The organism is Bacillus sp. 7_6_55CFAA_CT2, from assembly GCF_000238655.1.
Taxonomy (GTDB): domain Bacteria; phylum Bacillota; class Bacilli; order Bacillales; family Bacillaceae_G; genus Bacillus_A; species Bacillus_A cereus.
This window is the reverse complement of record NZ_JH414708.1, coordinates 1,340,045-1,358,417: the sequence shown is the minus strand read 5'-3', so window position 1 is coordinate 1,358,417 and position 18,373 is coordinate 1,340,045. Positions and strand designations below refer to the sequence as shown.

The following is an 18,373-nucleotide window of genomic DNA, read 5'->3' as shown; positions in this document are numbered from 1 at the left end:
GTTATCCTCCTCTCTTTATTCTTGAAGTTTCTATTCCTAGATCTTCAATCATAGATGTAACTTTCGCATCGTAATAATGTTTTCTCTTTTGCTCTTGGAACAAAGGAACATTGATGTCGGATTGTCCATCTTCTAGTGTAGAAATCATTGAAGCTTTTGGAATATTTCTCTTCTCTCCTACCTTATCACCATAATATAAATAAGGATTTAGGTTATGATTATTCCAAATGAATCCATATGGTTTTGTATGCATTCTCATTTCCTTTGTAGCAAAATGAATACTGTCACCATAAAAGATGATTGTATTATCTTTCGCATCCAAACGAATGCCAGTATCCTCATTAACAAACATTTCGATTGAGCCGTCATCACAGAGCTTAAAGGTTGAACCTGTCACTGGGTGTTTTAATGCAATTTCATCTTCGCTAATAAATTGCCAGTTCTCTAATTCCTTTTCTAAACTCTTGGCCTTAAAGTTAACAAGTTCATTTTGTAATACTTGGCGCCAATAAGGATAATGAATATCTTTGTCTCCATCTCCATATGTTTTATTTATATATGCTTCATTCATTGGAATCCTCCTTTCTAAAAAACACGGGATTGTCTAATTGTTCTTCCACCATATGGACTAAGATAATTTTCTTCGCTGTGATTTGATTTATATACTGTAGAAATATAAGGTGATTCCTTAGATTTATTTTTAAAGGAAATTGAAACTCTATCACCGTTTTTAACAGCTTGTGTAAATACACCGTCTCCATCTTTAGGTAAAGATACTTCTTTCATTGTTCGTAAAGCATGACTGTTTTCATCTGAGTAGACTACTTCACAGGTTAGTTTTGTGTAATCTACTTGAATTACATAACCTTCAATGGTTCCTTGTAGTCTATTTAAAGACGGTACAACTACTTTACTATAAATAGACTGATGGATTTGACTATTAAAGTTCATTGAATCACCTTCTCTTTAATACTTTCTTGAGTTATGAAATCATCTTTCATAGGTTTATAGATTGATTTGTGCATATTCTCATAGGCTACATAGAATTAATACGGATTTTTTATTTTCCTTTCTTCATTATGATAGATAAATAATTTGTCATAATTCTCACTAATAGCAATGAATGGATTTCCATAGTCAATCATGTTCAGCTATTATACTGTTCAATTTCCTCTTAATTTTCATGCTGTCACCCACTTTCCTGGTCCCCCATAAATAGGAACTCCATCGTACATAATGTCCTTTCCTTTTGGCGCAATGTCTATATGAATAAAACCCTTTTTGTTTTTGAAATCTCCACCAATCGCAATCGACCTCAAACCTAATTGCCAGGCACAGTCTGCAATTTCCCTTACCTCTTCAATACTTCTAACAAGAATGTCAACTGCACAACCTGCTTCATGGGGTGAAAGTTGACCAGGGTTACTAAAGCGAAAACCACTAATAACTTCAAAATAAGGCTTTTTGGTTTTCAAAAGCAAGCTTTCAAACACCCTTTTTGCATCTGGTGAATAAAGATTTCCTTCATGACCATCGTATTTGTCACTATGAATAAATCTTTCCTTATTTAAGGAAACCATCTTTTCATACTTGGTAGTTCGGGCCCAACCAATACGATTAAGAAGAAAGTACTCTCTTGTGATGTCACTTTTCTTAAGAGAGTCTCCTATGAATTGAACTGGTAGGTACGGGAAAGAACTTCTGTACGTCTGATCAATTAGTTTTTCTTCTTTCGATAATTCTGCTCCATCCTTCTCATAAAGGGCGTGCATTGGTCTTTCATTACCTTCTTCTTTCTCATCCGCTTTTGCTGAGAAGCTAGCCTTAGGTGCAATAGATTTTACTTGAATAGCTGAAGCGCTGCCTCGAATATCAACATAGTCTTCAGGGTTCTTTGTAGTTCCTCTTCTGTTATTAACAAAGTCTGTACAAACCTCAAAGTGTAAATGGACACCTGTTGACTGCCCCTGCATACCCATATTGGCAATATGTTGTCCTCTTTTTACTGTATCACCGGTTTTTACTTTTAATGTATTAGGAGGCATGTGACCATAAATCGTATATAAGTCATCCTTATGCTTAATAACTATCCAAGTACCAAATCCACCTACTCCACTTCTAGCTTGAAGAACAACTCCATCACCTGCAGAAAGTATCTTACAGTTGGTATCTCCAGGTGTGTTTGGAGCTAAATCCACTCCATTATGATTTGTTCCCCAACGTGCTCCCATAACAGAAGTGAATCTATATGATTTTGGTTCTGCGGGAACGCCTAGTTCACCCGAACCTGTGAAGTTACCAACTCCTCCATCAGGTTCTTTTACGGCGTTACCTTGGTCTTCAGGCTTTTTACTATCATCGGAAGTTTCTTCTACTTCTTCCTCTTCATCATCAGTTTTAGGAAGTTCAAATTTAGCAAGATACTCTTTTCTTTTTTGATACTCTTCCTTACCTGCTTTAATTTTCTTCTTATATGATTCGAGATTATAGGTTTCTTTGTTTGTAGCCATAACTAAACTCACCCGCCCTTAACGTACCTGGTCCCTGATAAAGTGGTAGATTATCATATCCCCAAGCTGATTCAGGACCAATATCAACATGAACAAACTTAGGACCAACCGCAATAGCTCGTAATCCTGTTAACCATGCAGTATCAGCTATATAAATTGCTTCTTCTGTTGAATCAGCATATATGTCCATAGAAATACCAATAGAATGAGAAGACTCTCCATCAGAAGGATCAAACCCTCTAGCTATTCTTAAAATTTTGTATCCAAGTCGATCTTTAAGAAGACGGAAAGCTTGTCTTGCTTCACTTGTGTAGAAATTCTCTTGAGGACCATTTAGATGAATAAACTCATGTGGAGGTAATGGGGAGTAATTTTTCTTCATGTCATAACTGGATGACAGTTTAAAGTCTTCCACATAGTTTGACCTTGGGTACTTTGGAGCAATAATTCTGCTCTCTTTTAATTGTGCAGTAGGGATACTTATCTTAACTGCAAAACTTCTAGCGTGTGCTAATTCATCTTCTGTTGGTGGTAGCTTGACTGGTGTATCCATGAAATCTTCTCTTATCGGATCTTGAGAAAGGTCACAGCCTGCTGCATAATTCTCTTCGATATCTTTATCCGACAAAGTTGTTGATTGAGCCGAAAATGCACTTGCTTTCGCACTACCTTTAACTAATCCCATAAACCAGTCTTTATTAATTCCACTACCAGGACAACTTTTCGGTTCTTTGCCATTAACTAATCCTTCACGGTGAAACTGTACACCCTTTGCTTTAAGAGCAAAGTATTTAGCGATAGCAACAGCAGATTCTAACTGTTTACCTTCCAACTTGTCTTTACCTATATCAAAGTTCCCAATCATTTCATACATGGCGGGGTGACTAGAAGTTGTACCGTTATATCCTTTTGCACTACATGGTACAGATGCAATATCACGTCCAAGAATTACTTGTCCATCCACACCAATAGTGAAGTGTTGCGCGATATTATCCCAGCCTTGGTATACTGTGTGGAACTTTTTCATATCATCGTTTAGCTTTGTCAGTGTCTGACCTTTAGCCTTTGTATGGTCTGGATCATAGGTGTGGTGAACAAAAACCCCATTGATCATACTCGTATCTACAGTGTTTAAGAATTTAACTACTTCATCACCATTTGCAAAAATTTTGTTGTACTCCCACTTTCCACCTGTTCCTTTACCGCCAGCTTGTCCAGCTGCAGTGCCGCCACTACCGCCACCACCCGATAAAACATCTAGGGTTAACATTGTATCCGTGTATGCGTCTCTTCCAAAACCTTTATACATTGCAACTATTTGGTTCGCATAAACATATCCACCACGATAAACCTTGTTTTTTCCGTCAAAAGGCACACTGAAACCGTTATATAACCAAGAAACCCCATGACCATTTTGTTTTAACTCAAATCCTTTACTCTTATATTCTGCATATGGATTTTTACCCCTAGAGATAACGCCTCCAGCATAATTATGTTTTTCTTTAAGAATCATGCATCCTACATAGATATTATAGACTGGATCACTGCATGCTCTTCCAAAGTCTAACTTTAGATTTTCAGTAATATCCTTTTCCGTTTGCATTAACCCAACACAGTTAGAAGAGTTTGGGGTCGAATCGTGTACTCCACCGGATTCCGTTGCCATAATTACTTTAACCAAGAGAGGGTTTACGCCAGCTTTTGCTGCTTGTTCCTTAATATGCTGATTCCATTGATCAGTACCAGCTATTTTACCTTTAAGTCCATTTTGGTATACTCCTCCGTTTAGGAGTTTGTCGGTGTAAACATCTGGTCCAGTGTACTGAGCAACCGTAGGCAATTCTCCATTGAAGTTTACTGAACCGCCACCACCTGATGCTGCAACTTCTCCGCCTCCATCTTTGGGCTTGTCTTTTTTCTTTTTAAGTGAGAAACCCTCTAGAAACTTCTTACGTTCCGCATATACTTCTTTCGCTGCTTTTATTTTCTTTATATACAATTCGATATTATATGTTTGTTTGTCTTTTTGTGCCATATAGCTATTCCTCCTTATTTTGATAAACTAACCATTTATTTTGATTTTCGCTATAGTTAACACAGAAAAAGAAGAGGCTATACCTCTTCTTTCGTTATATTATTGCTGTTTCTTGGCTAACTCATTAAGTTGATGAGCTTTCTCAGTTTTTGCATATACACCTTCTTCCCCCCCTGAATCGGTAAAGAAGTTAGCTATTTCTATAAATGCGTTACCGAAGAACTCTGCATCCCCATCGTCATGGAATAATGTTGCATTGAACATCTTATCATATCGACCTGGTGCATCACCATAAATCATACCTGCATGGTTATTAATACCTGCTGTTAATTCTTTCCCTCTATAAGTTAATGGCATTGCCACAACACATTGAAGGTTTTCCTTAAAACGGCGATAGTGTTCAAACAACATTTCCGTACCAATCCATATTGCTGAATTAACAATGAATCCGAGTGGTGTGAAAGAAGCTGCTCCTCGAAGCGAATTCACTACTCCTTTACCAATCTTTGCTATATCATTAGAGCTTGATAAAATCTTTGCAAAAGCTGTTCCTGATTGCAAAATAGCCTTTTTACTTGTGTTTTGGATAAATCTTATTTTATCTTTTACTTTGCCTGTGACTTTTTGTAAGTTTTTATTTGCTTCTTCAATTTCTGTTGCTAGTTTCTGCTGGAGAGCTTTAACATCACCATCTTCTTTAGAGATGATCTCATCAAGTGTTTTTAGGATTTTATCCATATCCCCATTATTATTTGCCATCCTTACAGTATGTCTGAAACCTTTTGTTGATACCCATTTTCCTACATTAGCAGGGATATTCTTAGACTTTGTGATCCACTTGCTTAGGTTTCTTCCGGCTTTATTTGCTGCAGCACGTATTGCCAGCGTAGCAGCTATTGACTGCCCAAAACCCGCATACCACTTACCCATTTCAATAATTACTTGGTCATCGTTTACTACCAATAAATCTGGTTCGATAGAAGTAATGAATCCTGTTTCCATACTGAAATGATGTGTTACTGATTTAATTAAAGCATTTCCTTGCATGTCATTAATTTCATCATTAATATACATCATGTCATACGGTTTAGCAGTAGGATCTCCTAATACTAATAGATTTCCTTTATACATATCTTTCATACTATCTCTAAGTGTAGAGTGTCCGAAGTATGTGGCCATGACTTCCGAGGTATAAAAGTCTCCAAACTTTGCTACAATGTCTGCTTCTACTACTCTTGTTTTTTGCTTGTCAAAACGAATATCAGCATCTGCATACAGTACAGGCGTTTGTTTTCCGTCATAGTTCACAATAACATTTGTGAAAACATTATCCTCACTAGCTTTAATATTATTTTCAATAATATCATAAGCCGACATGTAAAATTTATTTTGCATATATGGTCGTCTTGCCTCACCTATAAGGTACCTTTTCCATGTTTTATTTGCGACATCAAATTCATATCGAGAATCATAATCAAATGCACAGCGCCAATATGGTTTTCCAAAGAATAATGTGGAGCGTAATTCAAATGGATGAACAGCGGCCATATAGTCTGGAGTCGAATATGCAATTGTTTGAATAATATCCCAAACTGTATTGTTATAGAATTTAATAACTATGTTATCTTCATCACCAGGGTTAAAAATCTTAAACTTATTTTCCCATAGACGTTTCCAGCTAAAATCTTCGAAAATATTATTTCGCTCGCCGTTAGGATGTAACCATTGTGAGAATGTAGGGGTTCCATTAGAAGAATATATATTTTGAGCAACTTCTCCATACTCATCGTTGAACCATAATAGATTACCCAAGGGTTTTGAATCGGTTGAACTACTTGAGTTTACATCAAATGGTTGACCAAAGTGCATGATTCCTAGTGGATTGTCTTTAAACAGCCGTTCATCCACTACGCCATTCATAAAGTCTTTGAACCAACTTCCTTTTGAACTCATAAAGCTACAAATTAAGTCTCTTGGTTCAGTTACTTGGAATAATCCATCATTATTATCATCAGGATCACCAGATACAACGTTCCCTAATTCAATTCCGTCACCTTGAGCAACGATTTCAATTACGTCACCAATCTGAAGTTCTGAAATCGTACCATTGAATACAATTGGTAAAGCACTAGCTGTAGACCCATATCCCATTCTTAAATGGATACGCGCTCCTGTTTCTATGAAGAGATTCTTATTAACTTCATTTTCTTTTTTCTCAATTAAATCTTGAGGTATTTCATTCCAAACATAATTATCCCAAAATTTCAACTCACGATCCACATAGTCCACATCCGTACGTCGAGTTGTTAAGTTAGAATAAACATTAGTCATTGAGATGACTGCTGTATCTGCAGCTATTTTACGAGAACGGTGAACATCAATACTTTTAATAGCATTGAATCCGTACATGTTATCCCAGAATTTATACTTCCCGAAATAAGCACCTTCATGGATAATAAACATCTGGAAACCCGGGAACGCACGAAGCATTCTTCCACGTTGATCATGGTACCTTAAATCATAGAACATTTCTTCATAAAGTACACGCGGATCAACATCATTATACAAACGAGTATCTGTGGCTTGTGTTGAAGCAGTAGCTGTTTCATTAACACCACGAATTGCCTCGTAAAGCTTTGTAGCCTTCTTCATGATTTCTTGAGAATATTTATAACCATTTTTGTCTGCTCTAGGTCCCGATACCTTGTCTGTAAGACCATCAACAAATTCACCAGATTTGCCACCAGTTACCCAGTTCAGTGGATTATATTTCGATCCAGCAACTCCATCTACAACCTTCTCAAACATGCTATCATTCTGTTTTAGTTCGTATAAGAACTTCAGATGTTTTTCATAAGTAGTGTACAATGATTCCTTATCCATTTTTTCAAGGTGTACTTTCATTACCTTCTTAATTTCTTTCTTATTAGAATCAACTTTTAAGTTATTTTCTTTTAATACTGATAAATCATAGTATTCAAGTTCAAGAAGTTTATCAACATAGTCATCTTTGTTTCCATTACCAATTGTAATGAACTCGTCCATACTTAAATTTGCATATGTCTTATACACATCTTTATTGTAACCACTAAATGTATTAAATGGCTTAGTCGCATAATGATTAAATCGGTTCATAACGCCGCTTGCCATAGAGTTATCTTCGATGTCTTTAGCCGTTTTAATTGTTGCATCCGGCTTTTCATATAGAGCAAACATTCCATCCCAAGGGCGACAATAAGCTTCAAAATTCATATAGTCTTTATCTAACTTAATCAACTTCTCGTAATGTTCTGCGAGTTGCTTAACTGCTGTTTGTAAATTGTATCTCCAGTTATACATCAAGCGTTTTACTTCATCAACCTTCATGTCGGCTGAAGAAACATCTACTTGAGCTAATCCTACACGTCCGGATTTACTTACAGAAGGTTTTGTTCCTTTGAAATGCTTCCACTGACTTGTTTTATCAAGGAATGCTTTCATAAGTGTCATGAATCTCTCTTTTGTGATTTTTAAATCTGTTTTGTGGAAATCATTCGACTTAATACGTTCTGATTTTTGCGGTGATTTAATAGTGTCTTTTTGGATTAGCTTAGTAACACTAGTCATATCAGAATTGTGTAGCTTATTACGATTTGCTTCAAAACTTGCAGAATAAAGAGCATCTGCAGGTTCATAAGAAACCAGTTTTTTAGATGAATCTGCATCTTTTAAATCTCCACGACACTCTTCAATGAATTCAGGGGCTGAATAGTACTTCTTGAAATACTTATCAACTAAACTATTAAGCTCTTGGTAGATAAGCGCTTCATCACCACTAGGGTCTTTAGCCAACGTACCATAATCATTTCCACCATCAGGGAAAAGTGTTTTCCATTCTTCCATAGTTGGGAAGGTTTCGTACGCAAATTTATCATCTTTTTTCTCTGTTAAAAACTTTTGAACTTCTGCGTTCTTTACTGCAGCAGTACCACTTTGATCTGCTATAACAGTTCCTGCTGATGTATTTGGTGTATCATATTTCACAGTTTCTAACGCTTTGCCCCAACTAAACTTCCAATCAAGGGGCTCTACACCTTCAGTATCTTGCATTTCCTTAAGTTTTTTCCAGTCTTCTTCGGTAGTATCAAACAGTTTTTCAGACATATTGCTTGTATAAGCAGCTACACCTGTAGCATCAAACATGTTTACCTGATGATTTCCGTTGTATGACTCTTCAATTAACTGTCTTAACGTGCTACCTGTAGAGAAATAGAAGTCTGGGTCAAGATATGTTCCTTTTGTTAGGTTTTGATACTCTGTTACCCCTGCATCCATCTCTGGTAATACAGCATTAATTTCAGCGTAAGTTGGGAGTTCCATATCTGGATAAACTTCCAGTTTGTGAAGTCTAGCTTCAATCAAACGGTCATTCATAAATGCCATTTTATTAGCCTTTAGCTTTTCAGAATCCATATGTTTACTGTTACCAGGTAAATCTTTTAGTTCCTCACTTTGACGTTGTGTCTTATTAAACCCAATACCTTGAAGCATAATTTGATATCTTCCAGGATAGTTAGGAACTGTATTTACAGAAATACCTTCAAACATTACATATCGAATACCAAATAATTGTGCAAGATCGTTTTCAATACCAATATATCCGTTTGTAATACCCTGATTATATGTCTTAGCGTAGTAATCAGAAATCGCAATAAGATTATTAAAATCTCTTGCACCACCTTCATCAACTTCTAAGATTAAATCAATATATGGGTCTCCCCCCCCCATAAATTGTAAAGTTGCAGATTCACTGGATTGAACATTAGACATGCTAAACTCATTTGAGAAACGAGCATTGATAGAAATGGGGATAACTCCCCCAGATATTGGGTACTCTTTCATTGGAATCACAAGTTCAGTAGCTTCAATAATTTTCATATTTTCATTGAAAGCATCCTCGTACTTGTTTATTTCTTCTTCCATCGCTTTTGTACCATTAGCAATTTTTTTCAATGTCTCTATCACACTAGACTCAGCAGGAATACAGAATTTTCCTTTTGCATAAAACTTCTTGAATTGACTTTCAAGAAGTTTTTGGTTACCTGCATCTTTAAGTTTCTTTAAGATAATAAGACCGCTTTCTTCTTTTCCCTTGTATTGTTCTTCTGAATAATCCACTGGAGGGTCTTCATCATAGTAATTGAGTATTGCGGATACATCCGACCAATCAAATCGAGTCTTAAAGTATACACGAGATTGATATGGGATAAAGATTTCCTGGTCAACAAGATTGACAAACGAACCTTTGTATTTACCATCATAAATTTCAGAAAACATTTCCGCTCCTTTAACTAGAACATTTTCTGCTTTTTCTGTTTTTAATTTGTATTTCTTTTGGAGTTCTTTGACCATGTACCAATAGTTAACATCACCAAAACCTTTTCGAAGGTCATCAATAATCATTTCTTCCTCAAACTTAGAATCTTTATAACGTTTATACTGATCCAAGATTTCGTTAACAACAGATGCATCTGTCTTTTTTATTTTTGTAATCCTGATTCTTTGTCTTTAAATCACTTCGTCTTTGCTCTGGAGAATCTGCATTTTTCATATAATCAATAGCGTGCTTTCGTGTAGATAGGATAGTTTCATCAGCAAGAGTGAATTTGATATCACTTTTAATTGGACCTTCTAACCCTTTGAAGAAACGATACTTGTCTCCACGATTCGATAGAGATTGATTATAATACCATCTTAACATTGGATAATTTATAGAGTCTCCCAATGTGCTTTTATCCATTAAGTATGCTTCTGAATTAAATTCAACAAGCGTTAACTTGGCGATTAAGGACTCTGGGAAATTAGGGACTGTTGTTACTTCAATATTCATTAAAGCTACATCACGAATACCTAACACATCATTAATGTAGTAGTTATCAATTGGAAGAAACGGCGCTTTAGAAAATTGTCCAAGTAATGGTCTAAGTCCATCGACATAGAAGTGCTTAGCTTCTTCTCCTTTTGCATATTCTTTCTTCCACGGATATTTCTTACCATTAATTGATTCAATATCGTGGAAATAAAGATCCATACTTAAAGTAGTAAGTGTTTGACCACTGTTAACTAATACAGAGGATTTTGTACGAAGTGCTTTTATTTTTGAGATATTCGAAGTTTTGTTTATCTCAATAGAAGTAGGCGGTATTGTAAGGATAACATCCCCAATCCTAACCTTTGAATGTCTTTTTAAATCATCTATTGTTTTTATTCCATCTGTAAAAACAGGCAATCTATCATCGTAAGGACTAAAGAAATTTAGCGCGTTATCAATTGGGCCTGTTGTACCTTTGATGTTGCTTGTTTCAGGATTGAAGTCTTCATCATACGGTTTGTCACTACTAATATCAGGAGTACTATCTCCATTATTTGAGCCTGCTGAAGGAGTACCAACTCCTATACTATATGCTTTTAAACCTAATTCAGCAATCCAATACCACGGATTAAGAACTGTTAAAGTGTTGGCAGACTCAAACGGATAGAGACCGAGAGGAATATGCGGGAATTGCTCAGATTTGGTTACTAAAAGGGATTTGTTTACATGAACAAATGTTATATCTTTCTTTTCATCTTGCTTAACCTTATCTAGCAAAATATCAGCACTTTTCTCATTTGTTGCATAAATATCAGCTATATAAAAACCAGCTTTTTTATCCATTAAAGGTGCATCTCCACCTTTTTTACGGTCAAAATGAATAAGGACAAGTGGTTTTTGAGCTGCTTCTCCCCCCAAGATTTCCTTGTTGTATTTATACGCTTCTTCTCCAATCGTGTACATATCCTGCATTGTAACCCCATATATTTTTCCTAACTTAGTATTTCTAGGGTTTTTGTAGGACTCTGCTCCCGGTTGAAATATTTCGGGTGTTTCTACACCGTTATATCGAATTGTAATTGTTTGTTCTACTTTCAAATAATCGGATAAAAAATTAGATAACTTTACCAACTTCACATCAATTGTATCACCGTCTATAACTTTTTCTAATCTTCCAACCGCAATGTAGTCTGAAGAAGCAATTTTTTCTTCACGTCTCTCCATTACATTAAAGGATTCACTATTTTCTTCTACCTTTTGCTGAGCTAATTCTAATGGGTTAGAGCGCACTTTTTTTTCGTAGTAAAAACGAGCATTTGATAATAGCCTATGAGAATTGTAACCACAATCCAGATAAACAATTTGGTCACGCATCATTATGACTTCCATCTCTCTATTATTCTCAATTGAATAAAAACTAATGTCTACGGGGTACCGAGATACTTTCTTTTCGACTTCTGAAAGGAACACACTAAATCTTGGGCTTGCAGTTACATTCCCTTTGTCACCTACATTAATAAATGTGTAGTTTTCATTTATGTATATACCAACACGCCAAGGCGCATTTTTTCTAACTCTTGTTAGAGAGGTAATTAATATTTTTTCTTTCAACCTGGTCACCTCTTTTTCTGTATTAAAACAAATGAGAGCTAACAAAATGTTAACTCTCATTTGTCTATTAATATGCATAACCCTTATTCATCGCATTTGCAATAGCGCTCTCTAACCACTTGCTGTCAATTTTTTTCGAATTATCATTTACGTTAACACTCGTGTTCATTTTGACATTCGACATTGCCATGATTTCATTGTTTATCATCGCTGCTAGATTATTATGATTCATTCTCTTACTAGCTGATGCCTTTACAGAGATGTTAATGTACTCACCATTTTGATTAGGTGTTATACGGGCCGTAGGGGACCCTAAAGTTTCAGGTGCTACTGGTGCCATCTCTTGCAGGCCTTCTGGTGTTGGTGTACCTTTCATTAGAGCGCTTGTCGCCCATAATTCATCAAATCCTATAGTCCCCATCCCAGCTAAACTTGTAGCACTTCCACTGAATACTTTCTTACCAACAGTCGCAATATCTAATAGTGATTCATTCATCCCATTATGCATTGTATGATGAAGTGGCATTGCTTTATTCAAGAAAAATTCTGGCTCAACAGCTATTCTTTTATCCATTACTTCTTCTACGTTTTGACCTGAACCTTCTGCCTCATCGAATGGCTCTTTTTTTGATTTTGTCATCTTCATAAACTCTGCAGATATCCTCATACTTGTATTATCTATACTGCCAATTGTAGAAAAGATAGCACGAGCTAGAATTGATTTTTCTTGTTCGGCTTTACCAACCCCAGGTTCATCATTCTTAGCTGTTCTCCAGTCATTATATACACCCGTACCTTTACGATTTTTTTCGTATGCTCCAGCACCATATAGATTTCCAAGAGTGAGGTTCTCAGCACTATTTTCTGAGAAGAATGCTTCAGAAGCATTGATTACATCAACTGCTAATTTGTTATTTTCCTTATCAGAATCACGCAATCTTATGATCTCATTCACCACAGTATTTCTTTGTTTCTCATCATTTATTCCAGAAGGAGTTAAAAACACCGCTAAGTTATCTCCACTAAAATTCCCAGAAATATGCTTAACCCTACTCGTTTTTGAAGTTGAATCACTAAAATTTGCAATAAGTTGAGAAATTTCTCTATTAATTTCCGTTTCTAGAACTCCACGTCGCGTCACTGTATCGCTTGCGGAAAACTTATCTGTTGTAAACAAGTCATTGTACTCTTCTGTTTTTCTAATAATAGAAGTATAGTAGCCTTTTAATGTATCAAGGAATTCTGTTTTCTCAATAAAATTAACATTACCAGGTAGTTTCATTGAGTTAATATCCAAAAGAGGAATGTATTGATTTGCTGCAAATTCTGGAAGCTTCAAGTATGCCGTTCCTTTTGTTCTAAGTAAGTGTTCTTGGACTTTCTTACCTTTAACACCAGGATCTAAATTAAATTCCATCAATCCAGCGTTAATAACAGTTTTTCTGTAATCCTCAACATTGAAAGGTTGGGTATAATCAAACTTTTGTGGAATTGCTTCAAATGAATCCTTACTTACATGAAGTACACCATCTTTCATCTTTGCATTTACATCAGTCATTAGCCTCGTACTATTAGGAGTGTAATCAATAACTACATCTCCTGTTTTAGGTTCCCAATTATTTTCATAGTTACCAACAAACTTAACCATTTCATTAAATACTTTTTGTTGTGCTTTAATTTCTGGCTTTACTTTAGAACTATAAACCATATCATGCATAAAGTTAGAATATATAGAGGATTCTCCCGGAACATATAACCCTGTTCGAAAATCAGAATCATCTAATACCCCAGGCTCTTTAACCGTGTTCTTACTATGATTAATTCCACCATGACGATCCCAAGCCTCATAGGCCATTGTGATGTCAGCAAATACTTCACGGTTAAGACCTAACTTCCTCATCCACTTAGATGAAAGCTCCTCACGTCCTTTATAGTCTAGCTGTTTTCCATTTAAACCAAAATTAGAATCCACTACATACTGGCCATCTTTATTAGTTGTTTTAATACCAAGCATTTGTTCAACATCCTTATAGAATGAAGATAACGCTCTTTCTTCAGTAGCATAGTCATTAGTGATTTTCTTATTCATTACAGAACCACTGAATTGTTGACGAATTTGAGTATCGTAACCACGGATTAAGGCCGGTAAATCAGTAGAACCGTCCTTTTCCACTTGATGAGAAATCACCTGTTCTACCCCTTCTACGCCGTATAAATCACCCATAATATCACCAAGCATTGGGGTCATAGTAGCACGGAAACCACCCTCAGTTACCACTTTAAATCCATGTCCTGTTTCACGTTGTCTACCTAATACAAGCGATTTTTTATTGATGTCATCTACGTTGAAGCCAAGGTTAGATACTGTATCACCTTTCTTAAAACGTTTTTTATCAATAATTTTATTTTTGATATTGTTAAGTTCATATTTTCCAAGAGTAAGATGATTTCTCTCATTGAACATAGAATTGATATCAATCTCTAATGGTTTATTAAAAGCGATTCCTTTCTCTTTCCATAAACCATTACCAAGACCTTGTTTTTCAGCTTCTTTTTCAATAGCTACCTCAATATAGTTGTTGAACATTACTTTTTCGGCGTTCATATTGATACGAACCTCATCCATTCCATCAAAAGCCTTCATTAACTTGTAATCCATAAATGCGTAACCTTCACTATTAGAAAGCATCCTTATGTCTAAAGACTCCTTCATTTGTCTTGCTTCTACAGGAGAGATTTGTTTTTTTAATTGAGCTGTGTCAATCATACTCTTATATTTCATAATAGTGTTAGCATCTTCCAGCTTTAATGCAATTTCTTCACTCGTCATATAACCAGTTTGCATTGTAATACCACGAACCTCATTTGCATCATCAAGAGCTTTGAATAAAGCTGATGAAATAAAACTATTTTTTGTACGGAACGATTGATTTTTACCCAAGTTACGTAACACTTTTGATGCAACTTCGTGGTCTACCTTTCGGTAATTGATTAGCTTATGTGGACTCTCTATTGTTTTAGCATAGTAGTTACCTAATGCCATGTAAGTACGAGCGTTTACATTTGTAGTCCCAACAAGCTCTTTTGAAGCTGACCGGTTATTAATCCCAACCAAACTTCCTTTTAGTCCAGAAGCACCTTTTGCAAAATCAAGAAGTTCTCCGGCAATAGCGTAATCTTTTGCCCTCTGTCCCATCGCTTCAAAGAATGTAATTCCTTTTTCAATTGCATTTTGAGCAATAATGTCGGCAGAAGCACTAATTCCTAATCGTTTAGAATTTGCACGATACCATGACTCTGCATATCCTGTGATATCCCATTTGCTTGAAAGGAATTCGTCACTCATAACCGATTTGCTATCAAACATTTCCCCATTATCAAAGTGTAATTTACGACTTGCATCAGTAGGCACTGAATTTATTTGTCTTCCAATACGGTAACGTAGCCCTTGTCTTATTTGAACAAATGCATTATTGCCACCTATACTTTCAGCTCTCTCAGACAGCTCTTTGGCTCTCTTAGAATAATCAAGAATCATATTAAGAGCATCTGTTACCGATGTACTATGATAAGCACCTTTTACACCAATACCAGAACGAATAACAGAAGCTTTTTGGTTTCCACCGTATTTCACCTTCATGTTCTTATCAAAGGATGGAAGCTCAATAGTTGCTAATCTAGGGTTTCGAACCAATTCTTCATATGTCTTTACTTTACTTAAATCCATAATACTCTTCTTACTAGCTAAGATAAGTATAGGATTACCACCGTCCATAAATCGAATTTGAGTGTTGAAGTATTCGCTGTAAGCTGACATGATTTTATCAACAAGTTCTTCGTACTTAGCAGCCATACCGCTTGTCTTACTAATTACGTTTAGATCATTTATTCCATGTGTACCAAATTTTTTCTCAAATAATCTCTTAATACGGTTATCTTGCTCTTTTAAAAATTTCTTTAATGAACTATTACCGTTTAATAATTCGTTAGCATTTTTGTATGAACGAGCATTTTCAATACTTTCACGCATAACATTTGGTAGATGCTTCATCAAACCTTTAATTGCAGTTACACGGCTATCTGTCATCTGATTGGTTACTTCACGAACAAAATTGTCTGTACCCATGTTTTCTATCTTTTCACGAACGAGGTTTGACATCTCAATCAGAGCTATTTCAGTTTTATTTCCCGACATAACTTCCTTCTTCATCTGATTCACAAGATATTTCACATCATTAGAGGCTTTTCTATCTTGTGAAATTTTGAAATTATTAATGATTATTTTTTGCAATTCATCAATACGAGCTAACTTATATGACTTTTCCAGATCCCCAATACAATTCCCTCTTCTGTCGTTAATATAAGAACTGAAAAAAGCTTTAATTGAATTCGTGTCTTTTGCATTAAATATTGTATTGTCTTCTTTATCAAAATTAAAATTAAAAAATTTATTTCCTTTAGCAGTTACTTGAGCTTTATTATCTCCTTTCTCATCTAACTTATTTTTAATGTGGCGCAGTGCAATTAACTTCTGTTCGTCATTTAATCCTGAATCTTTGAGAGTACTAATAGCTGTTCTCCAGACATCTCTTTCTCCCTCTAATCGTGCGACCATATAAGGGAATTTCATAGCTAATTCTTCTGTCCCACCATTTTTGATAATGTGTAATCTCCAGTCAAAATCTTCTTCAACACTACCCGCTTTATCTAGATAGTGATAGTACTCCTTCATTTTATTCCATCCATTAGTGTCGAACATTCGTTCATATTCACGAAAAGAAGCGTCAAATTTTATCTTTAAGTCACGCAAATTTCTAGAAATTGCATCATCCATTGGCATGAAAGAACTATGAATTTGCTGTGCTAATCCCTCCTGCGTTTCGGACATTAATAAAAGGACTTTCCCCTTTATATCTTTAGAATCAAGCCTTACGCCAAAACCTTTTTTATCTGCACCTGTTAACGCTACATCTTTGAGGAATTCTTGAATTACGAAGGTTTCATTTGAAGGGAGTAATGTCTTTAAATTTTCTAACCGAGGTACTATGCTTTCCTTATTTTCACCAATTTCACCCACAAGATTGTATTTGTGTTTATCTTTGTCAAAGTAACCTCTTTGATAAGAAAATAATTCCTTACCTATTTCTAGAGTATTTTTCTTTATTGCTGATGAAGAAAAATCATAAGTAGCAGACTTTTCTGCTCCCTCAATAAATGATTTGATTTTTTTGTGAGTAAACCCAGCAATATCAATATTTGCTTGAATATCATTTTTTGCTAAATGATATAGATATGAAGGGCTTTTCCCTTCAATTGCTACTTTACCCGCTTTAATTTTCCTTTTCGCTAAAATAGCTTGGTAAATATGTTCTTGACGTAAACTAGCACCAGTTAATGAATATGGATTTTCAACTGTTGCAGAGTATCCATGAAAAAAGTCTAGTGAACTTTTCGCTGCATCTGCAAAGAATTTTTTTGTACTTGTGTCCTTTATTATTCCAAGAATGGCTGGTAAATCGTAGTGATGGATATTATATCCTCCTAATTTTGCATTACTAGACATAATATAGCCTTGAAAAATAGATAAGGCATCTTCAAGTTTTGTCCCTTTATGAAACAGGTTATTAAGACCACGTTCAATTACTTCTATTGTATTTCTTGTAAAAGCCGTGTCTGTAGGAAGAACACGTGAATGCCCTAATAGAGACATATAGGATTTCCCATTACTTGTTGCACGCTTAAATTTACTTTCATCAGAATATTTAGTTAGATCCAGTAATATACGATGTATGTCTTGTGAAACTGACATGATCGGATTTTGCTTTAATTTATTAATTTGCTGTTTTAATTGGGAATACGCATCCTTTTCAGGAGCGACTGCCATTGAAAGAATAGCCCCGTTCTTTTTAACAAAGTCTTTTCCATTAAACTTAGTTCCACCAAAAGATAACCCAGTCATAGCAAATAGGTCTAATCCTTTACTACTTCTCATGTGTTCAGGCGTTCCAATTGCTTCTATATCAAAGAATACTACATTGTCTTCATTTTTTAATTTTATAAAAGGGTCTAATGCTTGTTGAGCATTTACATTAAAACTATTTGGAGTACGAGCCAACTCCCAAATACCTAACGAACTTATACGATTATCTTTCGTTAATTCATTATATGTTTGAGCTATTGCACTTTGTCTGTATTTAAACGCTGCACGTTCAGTTTGATTTTCTATTCTAATTTCACCAAAATCTTCTGCTGATTCATAATCGGGTATTAACACCCTGTTTTTAATAGGTACTCTTTTAATATCTTCCATAATACCCTCCTAATAAATAACGGCGCTCGTCTAAAAAGACTGAACGCCGCTTAATG

At 35.4% G+C, this 18,373-nt stretch carries 5 protein-coding genes and 1 pseudogene; all 6 read right to left on the bottom strand.

Annotated features, from left to right (window positions below):
- Nucleotide 1: 1 nt before the first annotated feature.
- The gene (locus HMPREF1014_RS07115; protein ID WP_001001211.1) at nt 2-571 is read right to left on the bottom strand and encodes a hypothetical protein; all 570 of its coding nucleotides are present in this window, start codon (nt 569-571) and stop codon (nt 2-4) included.
- Between the two features lie 14 nt (nt 572-585).
- The gene (locus tag HMPREF1014_RS07110) at nt 586-951 is read right to left on the bottom strand and encodes a hypothetical protein (RefSeq protein ID WP_001010565.1); all 366 of its coding nucleotides are present in this window, start codon (nt 949-951) and stop codon (nt 586-588) included.
- A gap of 230 nt (nt 952-1,181) precedes the next feature.
- Nucleotides 1,182-2,510 (bottom strand): M23 family metallopeptidase, encoded by a 1,329-nt coding sequence (locus HMPREF1014_RS07105; protein WP_000224635.1) that lies wholly within the window; start codon nt 2,508-2,510, stop codon nt 1,182-1,184.
- Nucleotides 2,485-4,545 carry a transglycosylase SLT domain-containing protein gene (locus HMPREF1014_RS07100; protein ID WP_000057446.1) on the bottom strand — a complete coding sequence of 687 codons (2,061 nt, stop codon included), beginning with the start codon at nt 4,543-4,545 and terminating at the stop codon, nt 2,485-2,487. The genes HMPREF1014_RS07105 and HMPREF1014_RS07100 overlap by 26 nt, the downstream gene beginning before the upstream one ends.
- Before the next feature lie 99 nt (nt 4,546-4,644).
- Nucleotides 4,645-12,007: pseudogene (locus tag HMPREF1014_RS07095) on the bottom strand (nuclease).
- 67 nt (nt 12,008-12,074) lie between these two features.
- Nucleotides 12,075-18,317 (bottom strand): hypothetical protein, encoded by a 6,243-nt coding sequence (locus HMPREF1014_RS07090; protein WP_000389461.1) that lies wholly within the window; start codon nt 18,315-18,317, stop codon nt 12,075-12,077.
- Nucleotides 18,318-18,373: the final 56 nt, after the last annotated feature.